A 20,297-nucleotide genomic window follows, 5' to 3' on the forward strand; every position below is an offset into this window, starting at 1 on the left:
CTCCTAGAACAATGCGTTTTCTGGATTGACCTTCTTGACGATGGCATTGACCGTAAGCACAAGCGCAAAGCCGACCAGTGACTGATACAGACCGGCGGCGGCCGACATTCCGATATCATTGAGCTGCATCAAGGCGCGGTAGACATACGTATCAATCGTCTGGGTAGTGCTGTACAGCGCACCGGAGTTCATGGGCACCTGATAGAACAAGCCGAAGTCGGAGTTGAAAATCCGGCCCATCGACATCAGCACCAGCACAATAATGGTCGGCTTCAGCAGCGGCAGGGTAATCATGCGGATCTGCTTCAGTTTCCCGGCACCGTCGATTTTGGCCGACTCATAGATGCTCTTGTCAATTCCGGCAATCGAGGCAAAATAAACAATCGATCCGTAGCCTGCCGTCTTCCAGATCTGAATCAGGACCAGCAGGTACGGCCAGTACTTCGCCTCCGAATACCAGTTGATCTCCGGTAGGCCGAGCGGCCGCAGAATCGAATGGTTCACGAATCCGCTGTCGGCATTCAGAAAGGCGAAGACGAGCAGCGAAAGCACGATCATCGAGATCAGATTCGGCAGAATCAGCCCGGTCATGAACAGCTTCGAATACAGCTTATTCAGCAACTCCGACATCAGAATGGCAATGATAATGGAGACTACGGTTCCAAGCGCGATGAACGCCAGGTTGTACAGCAGCGTATTGCGGGTCATAATCCAGGCGTCACTGGTCTGGAAGAGAAAGGTGAAGTTCTTGAAGCCGATCCAGTCGCTGCCGAAGATGCCTTTGGCATAATTGACATCCTTGAAGGCGATGAACACCCCGAACATAGGGAAATAGCTGTTAATGAGAAAATACAGCAGGCCTGGACCCGCGAGTATGAGGAGCGGCAATGTTTTTTTGAGCGGCTTGGATGGGGACTTGCGTCTGGCAGTCATGCCGGTTCACCTCCATGGCAGGGGGCAGAGCCTCAGTTACCGCTCCGCCCACAGCATATTCATATAATAATTATTGCTTTTGCGCGGCAAGCCACGCATCCAGTTGCTGCTGCTTGCTGTCAATAATAGCCTCTGCACCGGCATCCTTCAGCGCACTGATGAATTTCGGGATGATGGTCTCCGGGTCCACCGATCCGCTGACGAGTGCCGGCAGGAACTGGCTGACCACGTTATTCACAGCGCTAATCTGCGTCTTCACTTGACCCTGATCGAAAATGAAGCCGAAATACGGCGATCTTGCGGTATCCTTATTCTCCTTCAGCTTCAGCTCGACATCCGACCAGTCAATTCCCTCCAGCTGATACTGGAGCGATTCGGAGCCTACGATCCCTGAGCTGAGCATGGCTGTATAAGGCACCGTATTGGCGTCCATGCCTTCCGGGAATTTCACATGATGCTCATCTACCTTGAGGTAATCCTCCCCTTCGATTCCGAAGAGAATAGTGTTAATCAGCTCTTTGTCGGTGTAGAGCAGGTTCAGGAACTTCACAGCGGCCTCCGTCTCTTTCGAGGTGCTGGAGACCATCCAGGTTACCGAGTTCACGGCGCTTGTATCGAAGTAAAATGGGGCGATGCGCTTGGTCTCAATATTTTTGCCGACCTGCGCACTCAGCTGCTTGCCAACCTCCATGCCGCTGTAGCCGCCCAGGAAAGAGAAACCGCGCCCGGAGGACACCATCTCCATGGCTGTGATCGTCGTAGTTGCGGTATCCTTCTGCAGATACCCGGCGTCGAACCAGTCTCTCATCATCTGAATCCCGTTCTTAAAGACATCCGATTCGTAGAAGTTAACGACCTTGCCGTTGTCACCGATCACGACGCCGACTCCGGTGGTATCAGTCAGGTAATCCACTTTGCTTGCACCCTTCATCCAGTTCACAAGTCCCGTATCCGTCGGATTCACGTTGATCGGGCCAAACGGAACCACATCCGGCAGCTTCTGCTTCACCGCACCGAACACGGCAGGCAGATCCTCTACCGATTGGATGGAGTCTGCTGCTACGCCCGCCTGTGCGAGCATATCCGCGTTGTAGATAATATTGGTCGGCAGTGCCATCCCTTTATTTACCGGAATGCCGTAGATATGTCCGTCCATCGTGGTGGTTTTGAGAATATCCGGCCCGAAATCCTTGTCCAGAATGGCTGTCAGCTCTTTACCGTGTTCAGGAAGCAGCTCTTCGAGCGGGGCCACCTGGCTCTTGGATACATAGTTGGAGAATTGTCCGAGGGTGGTGAAGACATCCATCTTCTCCCCGCTCTGGAGCGCAAGATTGACCTTCTGGGCGTAATCTGCCGGGCCGAAGAGACGGAAGTCCACCTTCACCCCGATCTTCTCCGTTGTGATGGCGTTGATCGCATTCGTTACCTTGCTGAGATCATCGGGAATCCGGTTAAAGGAAGGCAGTGCGAATACAATCTCAGCCACCTTGGCCTTAGCTTCCGTATCCCCGGAATTCTTGGACGATGTATTGGAATTTCCGCCGCAGGCGGAGAGCAGCGAACCGCAGATTACCATGGACAGCAGCAGTGAACCTAACCCCTTGTTCTTCATTATCATCATGCCTCCTGTTCTGTATTTACACTCTCATTGTACCGGCCCTGGAGGGGGGCGGGCTTTCAATAATACGGGCTGTTTTTATAAAAAACCGCACTGGGCGGGTGGTGAGGATTCTCGGCTCTGTATTGCTAATTAGTTCTCTGGGGGACGGCGGCAGAACGCCCGGCCTTGGCAAACAAACAAGTGGAAAAACGTATTCTAATTTCTCCATTTCTTCTAAAGTTACCTCAACAAGTGGAAAAATAGCATCTAATATTAGCATTTTCTCTGCTTTGCCGGAATTATGTCTAATTAAGTGTTGTTTATCCAACTATTCCTCCGTCAGCGTTCATACGTTCGGCAACAGGTGTATAAAATCCAACTAAATTCTGCGCAGGAGCAACCTTCTCCTAGTTCCCTTAACATAGTTTCCAGCACCTCCAGTCAGTCAACCAGCAGGATGCTGCGCACCTTAGGCACGATACCTGCCTGCTCAGCAAGAAGCCCCGCCTCCGGTAGGAGATACGGAGCTTCCTAATGGTATCATTGTCATAACTATAGGGCGGATTTATGCTTGGAGCGATAGGCTGCCGGGGTTTCGCCTGTCCATTTTTTGAATACCGTGGAGAAATAAGAGAGGGTATCGAAGCCGGTATCCATCGCAATCTCTCCGATGCTCGCTGTGCTCTCCACCAGCCTCTGCTTCGCCGCTCTGATCCGGCAGTCGTTCAGGTACTCCTTCACAGTCTGGCCGGTCCCGTTCTTGAACACCTTGGCCAAATAATCCGCGGTCAGATATACGCTGGCTGCAACATCCTCCCGGCTCAGATCCTGGGTGTAGTGCTCTTGAATGAACCTTTTGGCCCGCTCGACCACTCCTTCAGACTGCAGCACCTCCTTGATGGAATCCACCGTCTTGTCCGTCAGCGCTTGCGCCCATTTCATGAAGTCGAACACACTGCTCTCTGCATCCTGTGTCAATTGCTGGCTGAGCTCGCCCTCGAAGAGCCGGTGCGCCTGAATGTGGTGCCGCGCAAGCAGCGAATAGACCACCTGAAGCAGGTCCTCGCGGATCGAATGGAGCGTGGCCGCATCCAGCTTGTTCAGACTCGTCAGCAGCTCCAGTTCTTTCTTGAGCCGGTTCACAATCTGCGCCTTCTCCTTCTGGACGAACAGCAAGGTGAACAGCTCCGTATCCAGGGAGAACCGCTCGGTCAGATCCACATGGAAGGGCTTATTCGGCAAATGCAGCTTGCCCCGGAAAATAATATTCGACTCGTCCGCCTGCTCCAGCTCCGTCTTCAGCTGCGCCAGGCGGGAGATCGCCGCAGGCTCACTGAAGTAACAGGTAGCCGTACATTTCAGATACAGCCTGGACAGCCGGATGATCTCTCCGGCACCCGCCTCCAGCTCCTTCATATCCGCCGGACTCTCGGCAATGATCGTATTGTAGAATACTTTATCGACCTGATAAGCAATTATACGTCCGCTGCCCACCCGGCTGCTAAGAATTTCAGAGACCAGATTCGAGAGGGCGTAATGAAAGATGCTCTCATCCCATTCCCGTTCAATCTGGGAGCGGGGAACGCTTACCAGCAGAAGCCTATACTCCGCATGCACCTGAACTGCCAGCTCCCGCTTCTGCACCTCACTCTGGATCAGCTGGGGCCGGGGAGAGATCGTCGCCGTCAGCACATCACTCCAGAAGCTGCGTTCTATCAGATCCTGGTTCTTCAGCCACGCATGGCCCAGCTTGCTGTATTCGCCTAGCATGACTTTGTTCTTCAACGTATCCATAGACTTACGCAGCGCTGCCTCCAGCTCCTGCTTGTCCAGCGGCTTGACCAGATACGAGTCGGCGTCATACGAGATCGCCTTGGAGGCGAAGGTGAAGCTCTCATGACAGGTCAGGAAGATGAATCCGCCTTCATAATGACGGTCTCTGGCCCACTTGATCATATCAATGCCCGACCCGCGCGGCATTTCAATATCGCAAATCATCAGATCCGGCTCACCGTTCTCGAATAGTTGCTTCGCATCCTGTATATTATGGGCGGTGAGCACTTCCGTAATTCCGAATTCCTCCCAATTCACGATGCTGCGCAGCGCTTCAACTGTAGGAATATCATCGTCAATCAGCATACAACGCATATTATCCTCCCTCTAAGCCGGGCTGGCTCCATTCCGTTGGCTTCACAGGAATCCACAGCTCAACCCTCGCACCTGTAGACCCGATATTCGACAGCTTTAGCAGATCCTCCCGTTTGTAGAGCAGTCTGAGGGTCTTGCGGATATTGGCAATGCCCACTCTGCCTCCATCCTCCCCTGCCTCTTCGCGCTCCGGCTGATCCAGCCATTCAGAAGCGAAGCCTGCCCCGTTATCTTCTATTACAATGCTGACAAATGAACTATCGTCCCGCTGCTCCATCCGCACCCTGATGAAAATAGACAGCAGCTCCTGAACGAACATAGCATGCTTGAACGTATTCTCCACAAAGGTCTGAATCATGAACTGCGGAACCGGCACCTGCCGCGCTTCCTCCTGGATCTCGATCATGAAAAAAATCTGTTCAGGATAACGGATCTCCTGCATCCGGATATAATTCTCAGTATGCCGGATCTCCTCCTCCATCGTCACTTCCATCAGCCCCCCTCTGAACATATACCGGAGATGCTCGGAGAGGCAGTGGATCAGCCGGCGAATCTCCTCGTTTTTATTCTGATAGCTTAAGCTGGTGATCGTTGAGATCGCATTCAGGAAAAAATGGGGCCGGATCTGCATCTGCAGATACTTGATCTCGGCGCGGCTGATCTCGATCTGTTCTTCATAGGACTGAATCTTCAGATCCTTGATCTCACTGACCATGGACTCCAGCGCATGGAACAGCTTCAAGAATTCCAGAGAGTAGGGGGTATTCTGCGGAATCTGGTATTCCAGCTGCCCCTGTTCAACCGCCTTCGCCGCCTTCACCAGCTCCAGAATCGGCCTCAGTACATCCCTCGTCAGGAATCTCAGCACCAGCGGTACCACAATGACCGAGAGAACTGCCAGCAGGGCGATCCCCCACTGAATCAGCTTCAGACCCGAGAACAGACTGCCCTTGGCAACCATTTGGGTCATCTGCCCGAACTCGCCGATCGGTTCAGATACAATCAGGTAATCCCGCTTATATTGCCTGGTTAAGCTCTCAAGCGTCGTCTCTCCCTCCTGCAGAGAGATATTACTCGCTGCCAGTATAGTTCCCTTCGAATCACTGAGCACATACCGGTTCTGATCATTGCCTCCCCTGTCGACCATGGCCAGCAGCGTGTCCGCTTTCACCAGCGTTCCGAAGCTGACCTCTGAATAAGTAATATATTTGAACAAGTACGACTCGCCGCGGATCTGGAAGACCTTCCATTCCCCGCTATGTTCTGCCGGAGCCGTACTGAATGTATGCATATTAATAAAATCCACCAGAGCCAGCTTATCCTCCGATTGAATCCGGCGGTTGAACTGCTCCAGCACCAGCTCATCCGAGAGCCTGATGAACATGCCGTCGCTCGAATTATCGCCTGCTATTTTTGCTTGCAGGCTATTCTTGAGCTGCTGGACCCTGAAATACCGGCTGTTCTCATCCATCCCCGCCGAATTCACGGCGGCATCCACGTTATGGTCGAATACCTCTATGAGGTCCTTGGAGAAATTGTTGAAATTATTATGAATATTGGCCTGATAGAGGGCCAGTGTATTACGCGAGCTAGTCAGAGCATTGCTCCGCACAACCTCCAGGGAGTAGATATTACTCAGAACAAGGATGGACAGCAGGATCGCAAGAATCACTGTCATCTGCAACGAAAATTTGAACACGATACTGTTGGTTCGGATCATCCCCGCCTCTTCCTTTCCCCGGAATTCAGCACGCCCCTGAGCCGTTACCTTCTTAGGCCAGACCCAGGGGCGTATAAGTATGCAATTTGCGGTTATATAAGCTGAAAAAATGAACTTAAAGCTCTGTCGTCCTACGGTGAATATTTGGACTTCCGGCCGCTGTTGTCCCCAGATTTCTTGATTTTAACCGCTAATCGCGGTAGAAATCCGGTGACAGCTGATGCTTCCGAAGCGAGCTTTCCTACGGAAAGCTTTCAGGCGGACGCTAACGCTCCTACAGTTCCAAAATTCCCCTCCGCTTCTTTTTGCTTTTCGTTATTTTCTTAAGCGCTTCTTAGAAAATCAATTAACCGCCCAGTCCAGCGCAGCTTCGATATGCTTATCCCAGTACACCCAGTTATGGTCGCCCGGGCCCTCTTCATAGTAATGGGCAGCCTGCTCGCTGTCTAGGAACTGATGGAACCGGCGGTTCACATCCAGCAGCATATCCTCGGTTCCGCAAGCCATGTACAGCTCCGGCAGGGCAAGTCCCTGCGCCTTCACATCACGCACCAGCTGCTCGGGGTCCTTGTCGCTGCCGAGCAGCTTACTCAGATCGCCGAAGACGCTGGCATAGTAGGAATAACTGGCAATTCCGTCTTTATAGTCTGGGGCAATATTGGCTACTCTATACGGAATTAAGGCCGAGGATAAGGCGATGATCCGGCCGAAGCGCTCCGCGTATTTCAGGCCGTTGCGGATCGCACCGTACCCGCCCATCGACAAGCCGCCGATCCAGGTATCCTCTCTGGCTGCTGATAGCGGGAACAGCTTGCGGGTGAAGTCTACCAGCTCCCTGCCGATATACTCACCGTAATATTCTTCCCTAAGCTCATCATTGACATAGAAGCGGTTCTCCCCGGCCGGCATGAATACTGCCACCTGATGCCTGTCTGCCAGCTCCCTGATCCTGGAGAAGTTCAGCCAGTCGTTCTGGCTGCCGGAGAAGCCGTGCAGCAGATAGAGCGATCTCAAGGGCTGACCGGACCAGGCCGGCAGTCCCCAGCCCTCCGGCAGATCCACCGGCAATATGGCCTGGATCGTGACCTCCCGCTTCAGACTTGCCGAGAACAGGCTGATTTGCATTGTAGCCATCATCATTCCCCCTTAACGAATTAGAATCAGACCCAGTATACCGCTTCTTGTCCCTGCTGATCTATATATTCGATAACAGACTTATAATTCTGCAGGTTAATATGCAGCCGGCAATATGCTGTTCCATGTTCCCACATCAGCCTGATTTCATCCGCCTCTGCCTCAAGTACCCGGAAGGTTCCATTGAAGGCGCTATATTCATTGCGGAAACGGATCAGCTTCATCAGCCGCTGCACGACCTCCCGCTCACTCTCCGCTTCAATCTCCTCCAGCGTATAGTTATGGCGGTTGATCTCCCGTCCTTCGCTTGTCAGGGCCACCTGCTCCAGATCATTACGGCCAGCCAGCAGGCCTACATAATAGACCTGCGGAATACCCGGCGCGAAGAATTGAATGGCTCTGGCTGCCAGGTACGCATCGTCATCTTCATTCAGTGCACTGTAATAGGTGCAGCGGATCTGATGGACATCGAAGCCATCCGGCGCTTTATGCTCCTCGGACAGAATCAGACTCAGATTCGCCCCGCGCTCCACGCAGAGATCCACCAGCTCCCGCGCTTCCTTCGTATCGATCAGATCATCCAGATCCGGCTTCACCGGAACACCGTCATGACAGTCCAGCATCGTGAACTGCTGATGCGGGCGGGTCCGCAGATAGTCGTACAGCGCCGTATTGGATCTGCCGGTAAGCGCCTCAAGCACGCGGTAAGGCAGAATGAAATCATAGATCCAGCAGCCGTATTCTGATAGCTTAGTCTGGATACTGTGATGTGCATGCACCTCCGGCAGCAGCTCTATGTCCAGCGAATCGGCCATCTCCTTGATCCAATCCAGGAATTCATAAATCTCCGGCTCCACATAGAAACAACTGGTGCCCAGCTTCTTGATCACGTACCCGACCGCATCCAGCCTGACGATCTTGACATTCTGCTCTTTGAAGTTCAGGAAGAACTGCCGCAGCAGGTCGCGGGTAAGCGGAGAATGGATATCCAGATCAATCTGCTCGGAAGGATCAGTTTTGCCAAAAGTGGTCCAGACCTTCTCTTCCTCCCCTCCAGAGGTTGTGAAGGTAGAATACGGCAGCGGCCGCCGCAGAAACATCTTCCCGATATCCGCACGCACAGGCTCGCCATTCTCCCAGATTTTGTCCAGGGTAATGAACAGATCCGCATATTCAGAAGCCCGGCCATGCTCCAGGAAGTCCTGGAAATACGGCGATTGCCTGGAGATATGATTGACCATCAGATCCACCAGCACATCGAATTCTTTCCCAAGGCTGCGGATGTCCTCCCAAGTGCCGAATTCCGGCTCGATCTCCAGATAAGTCAGCGGCGCAAAGCCGCGGTCCCCTGAAGAGGGGAAGGGCGGAAGGATGTGAATCCCCCCGGCAAACAGCCCGGCGAAGGGACCGCGCAGCACCTGATGCAGCTGCTTCAGGTCTCCGCCCAGTGAATCGGGATAGGTAATTAACTGTACTTGATTCTTCAGTGTCATCTCAGAGCCTCCTACAGGTTGAATTGTTGCTTAATGACCTCAAGCGCAGGCAGATCGACTACCGCACCGGTGAATTTCAGTTTGTACGCGCTGACGGCAAATCCAAGCTCCAGCGCCTCTATGAGCGTATACCCTTTGATAATAGCTGTATAGAATCCGGACCAGAAGGCGTCGCCTGCTCCCGTCGTATCTTCAATCTGCGTAGCCTTGGTGGCAAACGACACCGTTTCGCTGCCGGTGGAGACGAGTGCCCCGTCCTTGCCCAGCGTCAGAATGACCAGCTTCGCGCCAAGCGCAAGGAATCTGGCAATCTGCTCCTCCGGCGTGCCGGGTCCGAACAGACGCTCCGCGTCATCCTCGGAAGGCTTGATGATATCGACCTTCGGGATGATGCTTTTGACATAGGCTACCCCGTCCTCCCCCTTCTGCCAAATCGAGGGATGATAGTTGGGGTCGAAGCCGATCAGCACCTTATGCTTCCTTGCTGTCTCGATCACCCGCTCTACCGCCCTACGGGATGGGTTCCTGGAGATCGGCCAGCACGAGAAGTGGACAATGCTGGAATGAATCAAGGCTTGCTTCAGCGCCTCATTGTATTCCAGCTGGTAATCTGCCGCACGGTAAAAGATCGGAACCGGCGTAGCCTGACTCTTCGTAATCACCACCATACTGGTAGAATCATCGACTTGCTGGATGCCGCTTGTCGCCATTCCGGCGCTCTGCAGCCGGTTCATCAAGTAGTTGCCGAGGCTATCCCTGCCCACCGCCGAAGCCACATGCGACCGGATGCCCAGCTTCCCTGCATTAATGGCAATATTCGAAGGCGATCCGCCAAAATACCGCGTATATCCATCACATACCGTGTCCTCGCCATACTCATTGGAGATCATATCCACGAGCAGCTCGCCCACTGTTAGCACATCGTTCGTCTTATTTTCAAACCGTATTGTCTCTCCGAGTCTAAACACCCGCACTCCCCCTTGGCACTCCAATATCCTTGCGTCCTATTCATTCTATGGTTTCTGTGTACGCAATACTTTCAAAAACCCGTCCTCTTTTTACAATTTAAGAGTTCAAGGCTCTTGCTAACGCATGGATATAGCCTTCTCTGGCTCTGCGGGCGACTTCGGCTGCAGGAACGACATGCTCGAAGCCATGATAGCCACCCGGGTAGAGATGAAATTCCACTTCTACACCGGCTTGTGCCAGCCGCGCCACATAGTCAATTGTCTCATCCCGGAACGGGTCAAGCTGTCCGACGCAGGTATAGGCGGGCGGAAGCCCCGCCAGTTGATCCGCACGGCCGGGTGCCGCATACGGGGAGGTGTCTGCGCCCCCGGCAGGACCGCCCAGGTACATCTCCCATGCCACCAGATTGTTGGCCCGGTTCCACACCGCAGGGTGAGTTACCTCATAACTGGAAGGTGTAATGTTGCGGTCGTCCAGCATCGGATACAGCGGAAGCTGGAAACAGAGGGCAGGACCTCCCTTATCTCTAGCCATCAGGGCCAAGGCAGCCGCCAGACCGCCGCCCGCACTCGCGCCGCCTACAGCAATCCGGGCCCCGTCAATCTGGAGATCATTCCCCGGATCTGCAAGCCACACCAATGCCGCGAAGCTGTCTTCCACCGCTGCCGGGTACGGATGCTCCGGGGCAAGGCGGTAATCGGGCGACACGACAACACAGTTGGCCGCAAGGACGAAGCTCTCGCATAACGCATCATCGCCGCTCGGCTGGCCCAGAATATAGCCGCCCCCATGAGTCCAGAGCAGGGCAGGCAGCTTATGCTTACTCCGCTTCGCCGGTTCATAGATTCTGATCCGCACCGGCCCGGAACCGGCAATCAGGACCCGCTCCGTAATGCGGACGCGGCCCGACGGTTCAGTAGGCAACGGGAGCATATTCCGGGCTGCGGCCAGATCCCCCGGCAAATGCAGCGGCGGCAATCCGGCCATCCCCTCTCTTAATTCCGGGGCCACGCGGTGAATGAAATTCATCTATTTTCCCTCCATATCGTTCGAATGTGAATAAATCCTGTGTGCTTCAAGTGGTCCCCTTCTCCGATAACCGGACGGGAAGAATGGTCTCCAGCGGGACCGGCTCGCCGGCAATCTGCTGAAGCAGATATTGAACGGCCAGCTCGCCCATCTTCTTGATCGGCTGTACGATGGTAGTCAGCTCCTCCGCATTCAGGGCGGCAATTCCGTCATAGCCTACGACCTTGACTTGACCGGGCACGTCTCTGCCCAGCCTTCTGCACTGCTTCAGCACCTGCAGCGCCAGCATATCGCTGCTCGCGAATACGCCGTCCAGCTCAGGACGTTCCTGAAAAAGACTGCTAACCAGCTTCTCGTAATCCTTATACTTGAATCCGTTCAGATCGGTTTGCCTTACGGTGTACGCAACATCTTGCCCTTTGACCTGCTCCAGGAAGGCGTCATGCCTTTGCTTGGCCAGCAGATTAAGGCGCAGATTCCCGCTAAGATAGGCGATGCTCCGGCATTTTTTGCGCAGCAGCAGCCGGGTGGCCAGCACTCCCCCCTGATAGTTATCTGAGGCAATGAACGGGATCGACTTAGAGATCTGCCGGTCCAGCGACACCAGCGGCAGGTTGATCGACTTGTAATCGTTCACGCTCATCGTATGGCTGCCCATGATAATGCCGTCAACCCGGCTGGCCCGCAGCAGATCGATGTACTCTTTCTCTTTTTTCTTGTGATGCAGGGAATTGCACAGCATAAGCTTATAGCCTTGTTCATAAGCATAGGCCTCAATATGCTTGGTTACCTCTCCGAAGAACGGATGGGAGATATCCGGCAGAATCAGGCCGATAATATTGGATTTCTTGCGCAGCAAGGAGCGTGCCACCTCACTCGGATGGTAATTCAGCTCCTCCATGGCATCGTTCACCTTTTGCTTCAGACTCTCACTGAGGTATCCCCGGTTATTAAGCACACGGGAGACGGTAGTGACGGAGACGCCGACCTTCTCGGCAACATCTTTGATGGTTACAGCCATCCGTACCTCCTGACCCGGGTCAGCCACCTTCCTCTGTTCAGCGGAACAGGGCATGGCTCTGTGTTAACCGGTTAATATAATAGGACAGCAGCAGCTTTAAAACTGTAAGAATGGCTTAATTGCAATCCGTACAACTAAATCGTCTGGTGTGCTGCCATATCTCCATTTAGCTGTATTTCGTGCAATTAAAATACCTCTATACCTGGATTTTCACCCATTCCAGCAAATTTAGTTGTATGGAATACAGTTAGTGGAGGAATGCCTTCCTTTTCACTGTTTTTAGTTGCACCGAATATACTTATCTCTGATTATGCGAAAAACCGAACCCAATAGTTCAGGTGGTTTCCTCTTACTGGTCCAATCCATAAATTTAAATCTGACGCTCTACTAAGGCAGACGCTGGCAGGGAAGCTGCCCGCCCGGGGTATCAGGTCGTGCCGCGCTCCACAGCCGTTACCGGGAATGTATTCACCATCGTCACCGCCTGTCCCTCGATCTGCTGGACGGCCAGCTCCATAATGGCTTCGCTCATCTCCTGAATCGGCTGCCCGACCGTGCTTAGACGCGGTGAGATCATGGAGGCGAGCTGCACATCATCATAGCCCACAATGCGCATCGCTGAAGGAATCTCCTTGTCCAGCAGGTTACAGGCATGAATCACCTCGGCGGCAATCACATCACTGCTGGCAAATACGCCGTCAATCTCAGGATGCTCCTGAAGGAAGGCGGCAATGGCGGTGTCCCCTCCGGTATAGCTCCCCTCTTCAACCTCCAGCTGCAAGTACAGCGGCGTAAGCCCGGCGAGCTTCATCTCCTCTTCGTACCCCTGCCTTCTCAGACCGGCCAGCATGAAGTGATGCTGGGGACCGTCGATGCCCCGCTGGATATAGACCGTGTGCCGGCAACCCTTGCCGGTTAATAACCGGGCAGCCAGCCGGCCGCCCTCCAGATTATCCGAGGTGACCACGGGGATGTCCTCAGAGATTACACGGTCGAAGGAGACAATCGGCAGGCCCAGGTGAAGATAATGCTGCACATCCAGCACGGCACTGCCCATGATGATGGCATCGACCTGGTTTTTTTTGAGCATCTCGATATAATCTACTTCCTTGGAGACGTTGCGGTTGGAATTGCAGAGCAGCAGCTTGTAGCCCTTAAGGTCTGCATAATATTCGAGATAGGCAGTCAGCTCGGCAAAAAAAGGATGGGAAATCGCCGGGATGATCAGCCCGATCATATTGGATTTTTTGCGGAACAAGGCCCTGGCCATTTCATTCGGCTGATAATTCATTTCCTTCATCACCCGGTAGACCTTCTCCTTCGTCTTGTCACTGATATACCCTCTATTGTTAAGGACTCTGGACACTGTATTCACAGAAAGTCCTGCCTGCTTCGCAACATCCTTCAGATTCGCCATAGGAACCACCTTGCTTTTTAGTTCCAATTATAGAGGAATTCGGGTTAGATTTCAGCTATATCGTCAACTCCCCCTTATTTCAGCGCCCCTTCCGTGATCCCCTTGATGATCTGTTTTTGCAGGAACAGGTAGATGATCAGCACGGGAATAATCGTCATAATCAGCCCGGCCATCAGCGGCGCATAGTCCACAGAATAGGAGGAGAAGAAGGTATACGTGGACAGCGGCAGTGTCTTCTGATCCGGCGACAGCAGCACCAGACTGGGCAGAAGATAGTCATTCCAAATCCAGAGCACATCGAGCACCAGCAGGGTGACGAACACCGGCTTCAGCAAAGGCAGCACTATACTGAAAAACGTCCGCAGCGTGGTGCTCCCTTCGATAAACGCCGATTCTTCCAGCTCGTATGGAATCCCTTTGATAAAGCCGTGGAACGTGAAGACGCCAAACGGCACCCCGAAGCCGAGATACATGAACAGCAGCGTCAGCTTGGTATTCAGCAGGCCCATATTCCCGTACAGCATCACCATTGGAATCATCAGCACCTGGAAGGGCAGAGCCATGGAGGCCAGCATGAGGAAAAAGAAGATGGAATTCACCTTCCATTTGTAGCGGACGAACAAGTACCCGGTCATCGCCGAGAAAATAATAATGATCGTGACAGAAATCCCCGTAATGATCAGCGAGTTCATGAACCCCTGCATGAAGTCCATATTGTCAAAAGCGCTGGCGTAGTTCTTGAAATTAATCGTTGCCGGCAGGGACAGCGGGCTCTCGAAGAATTGCTGGGTGGTCTTGAAGGAGTTCATAATAATCAGCAGGAACGGTGTTAAAAAGGCAAACAGCAGCAGGTACAGGAATCCTGTCCGCACGCCCGAGAGGATACGCCGGTTAGCATTCATTAAGATTCCACCTCCAGCTTCTTCAGCAGATAGGATTGCGTCAACGCGATAATCGCTACGACAGCGAACAGAACAACTGCCTCTGCCTGGCCGACACCGTATTGATTGGAGAGGAAGGCTTTTTGCACGATATGGTAGGTGGCCAGCTCCGTTGAATTGAACGGTCCTCCCTTGGTTAAGGCCAGGTTAATGTCATACGTTAAGAAGGACCGGGACAGGGAGATGAAAATACAGATGACGATTGCAGGAACCGTCAGCGGCAGAATAATTCTGCGGATCACCGAAGTCCGCCCTGCCCCGTCGATGCTTGCTGCCTCCAGCACATCATTCGGAACGCCAGTGAAGCCCGCGATATAGATGATCATCAGATACCCGACCAGCTGCCAGGCGGTTGCAATGATCAGCGCCCAGAATGCCGTCCCCGTATTCGTCAGCCATGAGGTCTGAAACAGCTCCCAGCCGTATTTAGCGCCAAGGTAAGGCAGCACTTGTGAGAAAAGCGTCTGCCACAGGTAGCCGAGTACGATCCCGCCGACCAGATTGGGTGTGAAGAAACCTGTGCGCAGCCATTGCTCGCCTCTCCCGCCTCTCGTCAGGGCGAGTGCGATGAAGAAAGCGAAGACATTGGCAATCACCACGGTGAAGAAGACATACTTCAGGGTGAACCACAGCTGCTGAAGGAACACCTTATCCCTGAACACCTCCAGATAATTCGTGAAGCCGATCAGGCTGCTGTCGCCTGTACGGACATCCCAATTCGTGAAGGTCAAATATAAGCCGACGATGAACGGTATGATCACTACGGCGGCAAAAGCGAAGATTGAGGGACCTCCGAAGACCAGAAACGTCCCCGCATTCTTCAGTGATAGCTTTTTGTTCATAGTGCTGCCCCCTTTCCTCTTAACAGGCTGAACTGGAGAATATCCCAGTTCAGCCTGTTCTTTTAGCACAAACGAAGAAATTCTCTATTTCCCTGCGTACGATTTCCAGTAATCCTGAACCTCCTGCGCAAGCCCCTGGCGGTCGATATTGCCTACCAGATACTTCTGCATCGCAGCTCCGGTCTTGGCCCAGTAATCCTGCGGCAGGTAATTGATGACCCCGATGTTGATAATCTTCCCTTGCTTCACGTATTCGCTAACGGCGTTGGACATGACGTTCGTGCTCTTCGCCTTAAGATCCTTGTATGGCATGGACAGCCCCATGTCGGTAATAATGGCCTTCTGCCCGTCCTCGCTGCTGACCATCCATTCGATGAACGCTTTGGCGGCTTCCTGCTGCTCCGGCGTAGACTTCGAATCATCGATGGCGAACAGCTTAGGCTCGCTGTAAGCGACTTGCGTGTTACCGAAATCCTCCGGATTATTGCTCACCGGCAGCGGCAGGATACCGAAGTCGGCATCGCGGCCTTCCAGCGTTCCGATGACCGCCCAGCTCCAGTCCCCCATGAAGTAGAAGGCGGCAGCTCCCTTGGCGAAATCCGCGCTGTCGCGGTTATAATCGGCAACGAGCGGGTCGCTCTTACGTGCGTTGTATTTTTTCAGCAGATCGAAGGTATCCATCAGTCCGGTGAACTCCGGATTCTCCGTCAGCTTAACCTGCCCGTTCTTCAGCTCCTCCACGAACTTCCGGTTGTCCTCCACCTTCTGCGACTGCAGGGAATAGGTCAATCCCAGATAGTGGGCGCCAAGCGACCAGTCTGCCCCGTGAAGCATGACCGGTGCTTTGCCGGAGGCTTCAATCTTCTTGAAGACCGCTTCCAGATCATCACGGGTCTTCACCGATGCGGGATCAAAGGCACCGCCGATACCCTCTTCTACCGCACGCTTGTTGTACAGCAGGCCATAGCCTTGGGCAGTCCAGGGAATACCCAGGAATTGTCCGTCCAGCAATGCGCCATCGATGGCTCCCGGATTAGTGAGGGCTTCATACTTCGCCTTCTCCGGCTCTAAATCCAGAAAATCATCCTTATATTGAAGTATGGTGCCTGCATCCAGATTCACGATTGTCGCCGGATTGCCGGAGGCCAGCAGGGATTGAAACTTCTCAAGCTGCGCGCCGCCGATCGGTGTAGGAATCAGTTCAATCGTCACCTGCGGATTCTGCTCATGGTACTTCTTGAACAGCTCCTCGAATACGGTATTGACTTCTGCAGAGGTATTGAAGAAGGTGAGCTTAACATCCTTGGCGGCTTGCTCTGCTGCTGGCGTCTCTCCCTTTTCTTCCTTAACAGCACCGTTTGCCGAATTCCCCTTGGAGCAGCCTGCGAGTAATCCGGTGACCACCGTCAGAGCGATAGCGAAGCTTGCAGCTTTTCTCAATTTCAAATGAATTCCCCCCGTACTTTTGATTGTTTTGAATGCGCATACATTTCGGATGCAACTTTATGATAACCGGTTAACATATTTATGTCAATCGGTTATCATATTTAAATTTTAGCTAATAAAATCCGCCACACGCGCCACGTCCAGTCCAATTGTAATCGGTTTTTCGATTACATTCGGCTCACGCGCCGCTGCCGCTGAATGTATTCGGTTTTCCGCATACATCCGACAAAAAAGGCCTCAGCCCAAATGAGCCGAGACCTCTGATATTACGGGACGAGACCACGCATCCCCCCTACAATTTCCCCCGGTAATCCTGGGGCGTCATGCCGAATTGCTCCTTGAACACTTTGATAAAATATTGGCTGTTGGCGTAGCCGAGCTGCTCGGAGATCTCATAGATCTTCAGATCGGAGTTACGGAGGCTTGCTACGGCCTGCTCCATTTTCAGATTCAGGATATACTCGCTGATGCTGATCCCGCTGACTTGCTTGAACAGTCTGGAGACATATGCCGGATGAAGCGAGACTGCATCCGCAACGAATTGCTGGCTGGCCTCTGCCAGATTAGCCGCGATACAGCTCTGCATCTCATTGACGATGCCCATCCGGTTATTCTGTGTATCCCGTTCGAGCTTGCCGTGCAAGGTATCCACCAGCGCTTCTCCCCAGCTGATCAGCTGGGACAAGGAACGGAATAGAGTCTTATCCAGCAGCTCCCGCCCGACCAGATCGGACAGCAGACTATGATTCTTATGGGCAATATAGTGAAAGGAGCCGAGAATCATGGTGCGGATCTCCTCAATATATTCTTCGTTATAGGCCGGGAGGCTGTTGCTGAACTCCTTCATCTGCTGCAGCCGTTCCTTATACCCCTGCCACTGGCCGGTCTCCAGCAGATGCATCAGTGTCGGGGAAGCATATAAGTCCTTGAGCGGCTGGACCGGTGAGCTCTTCTGCTTGTCCGTCAAGGAGATGAAATAGCCCTTGTCATTGCCTACTTGCTGTCTTAACGCCGACTGGGAATCCTCATACATGGCGCGGATATCCAGCGGGAATTCGCCCGGGTAGGACAGAATGACCGAAATTCCGCCATTCAGATATTCATTCACACTGCTGTGCAGCTGATGGGTATTATGGGTTAGCTGCTTCAGAATCTTGCCCGGGTCAACCGCCCCCGCTTCATTGCTCTTCACAATAAACACCAGGTTCTCATGCGCATCCCGGCCATGCCACATCTCGAAGCCGGAGCCCAGCAGCTCGCAGGCAATGTTCGTCACCGCGTATTCAAAGAGCAATTGGCTATCCAGCCCGAAGTTCGTGAAATGCTCCTCCAGGCGGATCAGAATCAGGAAGACCCGGTCATTTAGCTGAAAATCAATCTGATATCCGCGAAGCTTGTCCTTCAGCCGTTCCTGCGGATAGGATTTGCCCTGAACCAGCTCGGCCAGCAGCTTATCCTTCAGCGCCGGAAGATGCTCCCGGAAGGCCAGCATCGCCTGCTCATAGGATGCCGTCCGGTCGAGCTCCTTCTTGATGGTCTTAATCGTGCCCTCCAGAGCAGCACGCAGCTTCTGGTGATCCAGCGGCTTAACAAGATACTCTACCACCCCATACTGAAGGGCTTCCCGGGCATATTCGAACTCAGCATAGCCGGTTAGCAGAATACACTTGATTCTCCGGTGGGTCTTCCGCACCTGCTTCACCAGCTCCAGCCCGCTCATCCCGGGCATGGCAATATCCGTAATGACTATATCCACCGGGTATTGTCCGATCATCTGCATGGCCTGGGCGCCGGAGTAGGCTTTGTATACTTTTTCAATCCCGAAGTCCTGCCATGGAAAAGCAAGCTCCAGATCATCTACGACATATTGTTCATCATCTACCAGCAGAATTTGCAGAATGAGCTTCTCCCTCCTTTTCAATACGAATCCGGTAACAGGTGCCTTCGGACAGCACGGAGTCTACGGATAACCCCGAGTCCTTGCCAAAATACAAGCGCAGCCGCTGATTCACATTCCTTAGCCCGGTTCCGAGCTGTTCATTACTGATGATATTGTCCTCGATATGGCGGCGGACCGCGCCGAGCCGTTCCTCCGTCATGCCGATTCCGTTATCCTTCACGGTAATCAGCAGATACGAAGCATCTTCTTCGGCGGCAACCGAGATGATGCCGGGCCTCAGGCTCGGTTCAATGCCATGCTTAATGCAGTTCTCCACGAGCGGCTGCAGAATCATCCTTGGCAACCGGTATCTGCCCGCCTCTGCCGTGACACCGAACTCGAAGGTGATTTCTTTTTTGCGCAAATGGATCATATGCAAATAATGCTCGACGAAATCCAATTCATCCTGAAGCGTCGAATCCAGCTGTTCAATCTTGTGAATGTACCGGCAGTAGGAGGCCAGATGCAGCGTCATCGCGGTGACCGCATGATAATCCTCGATGCTTGCTTTGCTCTGAATGAAATTCAGGCAGTTATAGAGAAAATGCGGATTAATCTGCGCCTGATACTGCTTCAGCTTCGCTTCCTTGACTTCAATCTCGCCCAGCAGGACTTGCTCAATCAACGTCTGTGTATTCTCCGCCATCCGGTTAAAGGAATTGCCGAGCACCTTGAACTCATTGACCTGCAGATCAACGGCACGGCTGGAAAAGTCGCCCCGGTCAAACCGGTCAATCGCCTTGCGCAGCATGATCACAGGCTTCTGGACCTGCTTGCGGAGCAGCAGTGTGTAGAACATAATACCAACCAGCACCACCAGTACCGCATAGAGGAACAGCCGGTTATTGCGGTTAATCGGTTCGATATACTGTCGCTTGGGATAGGCGTCTATGAAATACAAATCCAGCATGTCCGACTTCTTATAGTTAATCTGGTATTCTGTACGGTTCTCTGTAGCGGAGATGGTTCCCCTGTCCCCGTTAATCCCAGGACTGATCGACTGTAACAGCTCCTGCGGAAATGCTGCCCGCGGCTGAATAAAGGCCCGCTCAGAGGCATCGTACAGCAGCGGCATACCGGAGACATACTGATCCATCATTTTCACCAGATTATCCAGAGAAATCCTGACCTCAATTAACAGCGAGCTAATATGACTGCGCATGATGTTGGAGTAATATCCCTTGCCTTCCTTATCCATGTGCAGCACCCAGCGGTTCCGCACCTGCTCCGGGGGACTGAAAGTGCTGAAGGAGAAGGAGGAATCCGAGGATACCGTCTCTTTCTCATCCTCATAGTACAGAATAACTGTATTCTTCCAGGAGGTAGAGGCCGTGTTCAGAGCCAGCTTATCGATGATGGTCAGCTTCATCTCATATTTGGAATATTGATCCCCGAACTTCAGAATATAAGGATATCCACGCACAGACTGGTCCTGTGACAAAGTAATGGTATTTGTCAGCACCTGTTCAAATTGCGTGGATAGCTGGGAGGTCATGAATTCAACCTCGTACATTTTATTTTTTCTCAGCTCATTCTGAATGTCCTTCACGTTCAGCCGGTAGATGAGCCAAAACGCACCTACAATGATCAGCAGCATCAGCATCAGGACAAACGACAGCCACTGAAAGATCGACAGACGATATTTCACATTGCCCTCCTCCAAAT

General features: G+C 52.9%; 16 protein-coding genes. All 16 read right to left on the reverse strand.

All coding sequences use genetic code 11. The annotated features are described in order from the left end of the window. Positions 1-3: 3 nt before the first annotated feature. The 16 genes from MKZ07_RS13785 to MKZ07_RS13860 all read right to left on the reverse strand — a co-directional run bounded on the left by MKZ07_RS13785 (position 4) and on the right by MKZ07_RS13860 (position 20,280). Entirely contained in the window at positions 4-933 is a 930-nt protein-coding gene (locus tag MKZ07_RS13785) for an ABC transporter permease (RefSeq protein WP_036699440.1), read from the reverse strand. A 70-nt stretch (positions 934-1,003) separates the two neighbouring features. Beyond that, a complete protein-coding gene (locus MKZ07_RS13790) occupies positions 1,004-2,545 on the reverse strand; it encodes an ABC transporter substrate-binding protein (protein ID WP_341026161.1) in 1,542 nt (513 codons plus the stop codon). Between the two features lie 25 nt (positions 2,546-2,570). Continuing rightward, complete coding sequence (locus MKZ07_RS13795; protein ID WP_143804197.1) at positions 2,571-2,861, reverse strand: hypothetical protein; 291 nt, start codon at positions 2,859-2,861, stop codon at positions 2,571-2,573. Positions 2,862-3,085: 224 nt separating this feature from the next. After that, positions 3,086-4,681 (reverse strand): helix-turn-helix domain-containing protein, encoded by a 1,596-nt coding sequence (locus tag MKZ07_RS13800; RefSeq protein WP_036699438.1) that lies wholly within the window; start codon positions 4,679-4,681, stop codon positions 3,086-3,088. A 1-nt stretch (position 4,682) separates the two neighbouring features. Then, positions 4,683-6,401 (reverse strand): sensor histidine kinase, encoded by a 1,719-nt coding sequence (locus MKZ07_RS13805; RefSeq protein WP_341026163.1) that lies wholly within the window; start codon positions 6,399-6,401, stop codon positions 4,683-4,685. Between the two features lie 342 nt (positions 6,402-6,743). Then, the gene (locus MKZ07_RS13810; protein ID WP_036699435.1) at positions 6,744-7,535 is read right to left on the reverse strand and encodes an alpha/beta hydrolase; all 792 of its coding nucleotides are present in this window, start codon (positions 7,533-7,535) and stop codon (positions 6,744-6,746) included. A gap of 26 nt (positions 7,536-7,561) precedes the next feature. Then, entirely contained in the window at positions 7,562-9,028 is a 1,467-nt protein-coding gene (gene gtfA / locus MKZ07_RS13815; protein ID WP_341026165.1) for a sucrose phosphorylase, read from the reverse strand. Between the two features lie 11 nt (positions 9,029-9,039). Continuing rightward, the gene (locus tag MKZ07_RS13820; protein WP_036699433.1) at positions 9,040-9,996 is read right to left on the reverse strand and encodes a carbohydrate kinase family protein; all 957 of its coding nucleotides are present in this window, start codon (positions 9,994-9,996) and stop codon (positions 9,040-9,042) included. Positions 9,997-10,093: 97 nt separating this feature from the next. Further along, positions 10,094-11,026 (reverse strand): alpha/beta hydrolase, encoded by a 933-nt coding sequence (locus MKZ07_RS13825; RefSeq protein WP_341026168.1) that lies wholly within the window; start codon positions 11,024-11,026, stop codon positions 10,094-10,096. A gap of 46 nt (positions 11,027-11,072) precedes the next feature. After that, positions 11,073-12,047, reverse strand: a complete 975-nt coding sequence (locus MKZ07_RS13830; protein ID WP_036699410.1) for a LacI family DNA-binding transcriptional regulator — start codon at positions 12,045-12,047, stop codon at positions 11,073-11,075. Positions 12,048-12,474: 427 nt separating this feature from the next. Next, the gene (locus MKZ07_RS13835; RefSeq protein WP_036699409.1) at positions 12,475-13,464 is read right to left on the reverse strand and encodes a LacI family DNA-binding transcriptional regulator; all 990 of its coding nucleotides are present in this window, start codon (positions 13,462-13,464) and stop codon (positions 12,475-12,477) included. A gap of 74 nt (positions 13,465-13,538) precedes the next feature. Continuing rightward, positions 13,539-14,366 (reverse strand): carbohydrate ABC transporter permease, encoded by an 828-nt coding sequence (locus tag MKZ07_RS13840; protein WP_036699406.1) that lies wholly within the window; start codon positions 14,364-14,366, stop codon positions 13,539-13,541. Next, complete coding sequence (locus MKZ07_RS13845) at positions 14,366-15,247, reverse strand: carbohydrate ABC transporter permease (RefSeq protein WP_036699404.1); 882 nt, start codon at positions 15,245-15,247, stop codon at positions 14,366-14,368. Before MKZ07_RS13845 ends, MKZ07_RS13840 begins: the two co-directional genes overlap by 1 nt. Before the next feature lie 84 nt (positions 15,248-15,331). Next, positions 15,332-16,693 (reverse strand): ABC transporter substrate-binding protein, encoded by a 1,362-nt coding sequence (locus MKZ07_RS13850; RefSeq protein ID WP_235218531.1) that lies wholly within the window; start codon positions 16,691-16,693, stop codon positions 15,332-15,334. Between the two features lie 292 nt (positions 16,694-16,985). Beyond that, a complete protein-coding gene (locus tag MKZ07_RS13855) occupies positions 16,986-18,614 on the reverse strand; it encodes a response regulator (RefSeq protein WP_051493945.1) in 1,629 nt (542 codons plus the stop codon). Next, positions 18,568-20,280 (reverse strand): sensor histidine kinase, encoded by a 1,713-nt coding sequence (locus MKZ07_RS13860; RefSeq protein WP_036699402.1) that lies wholly within the window; start codon positions 20,278-20,280, stop codon positions 18,568-18,570. The genes MKZ07_RS13855 and MKZ07_RS13860 overlap by 47 nt, the downstream gene beginning before the upstream one ends. Positions 20,281-20,297 lie beyond the last annotated feature (17 nt).

The sequence above is a fragment of the Paenibacillus sp. FSL P4-0338 genome, from assembly GCF_038002365.1.
GTDB lineage: Bacteria > Bacillota > Bacilli > Paenibacillales > Paenibacillaceae > Paenibacillus_AQ.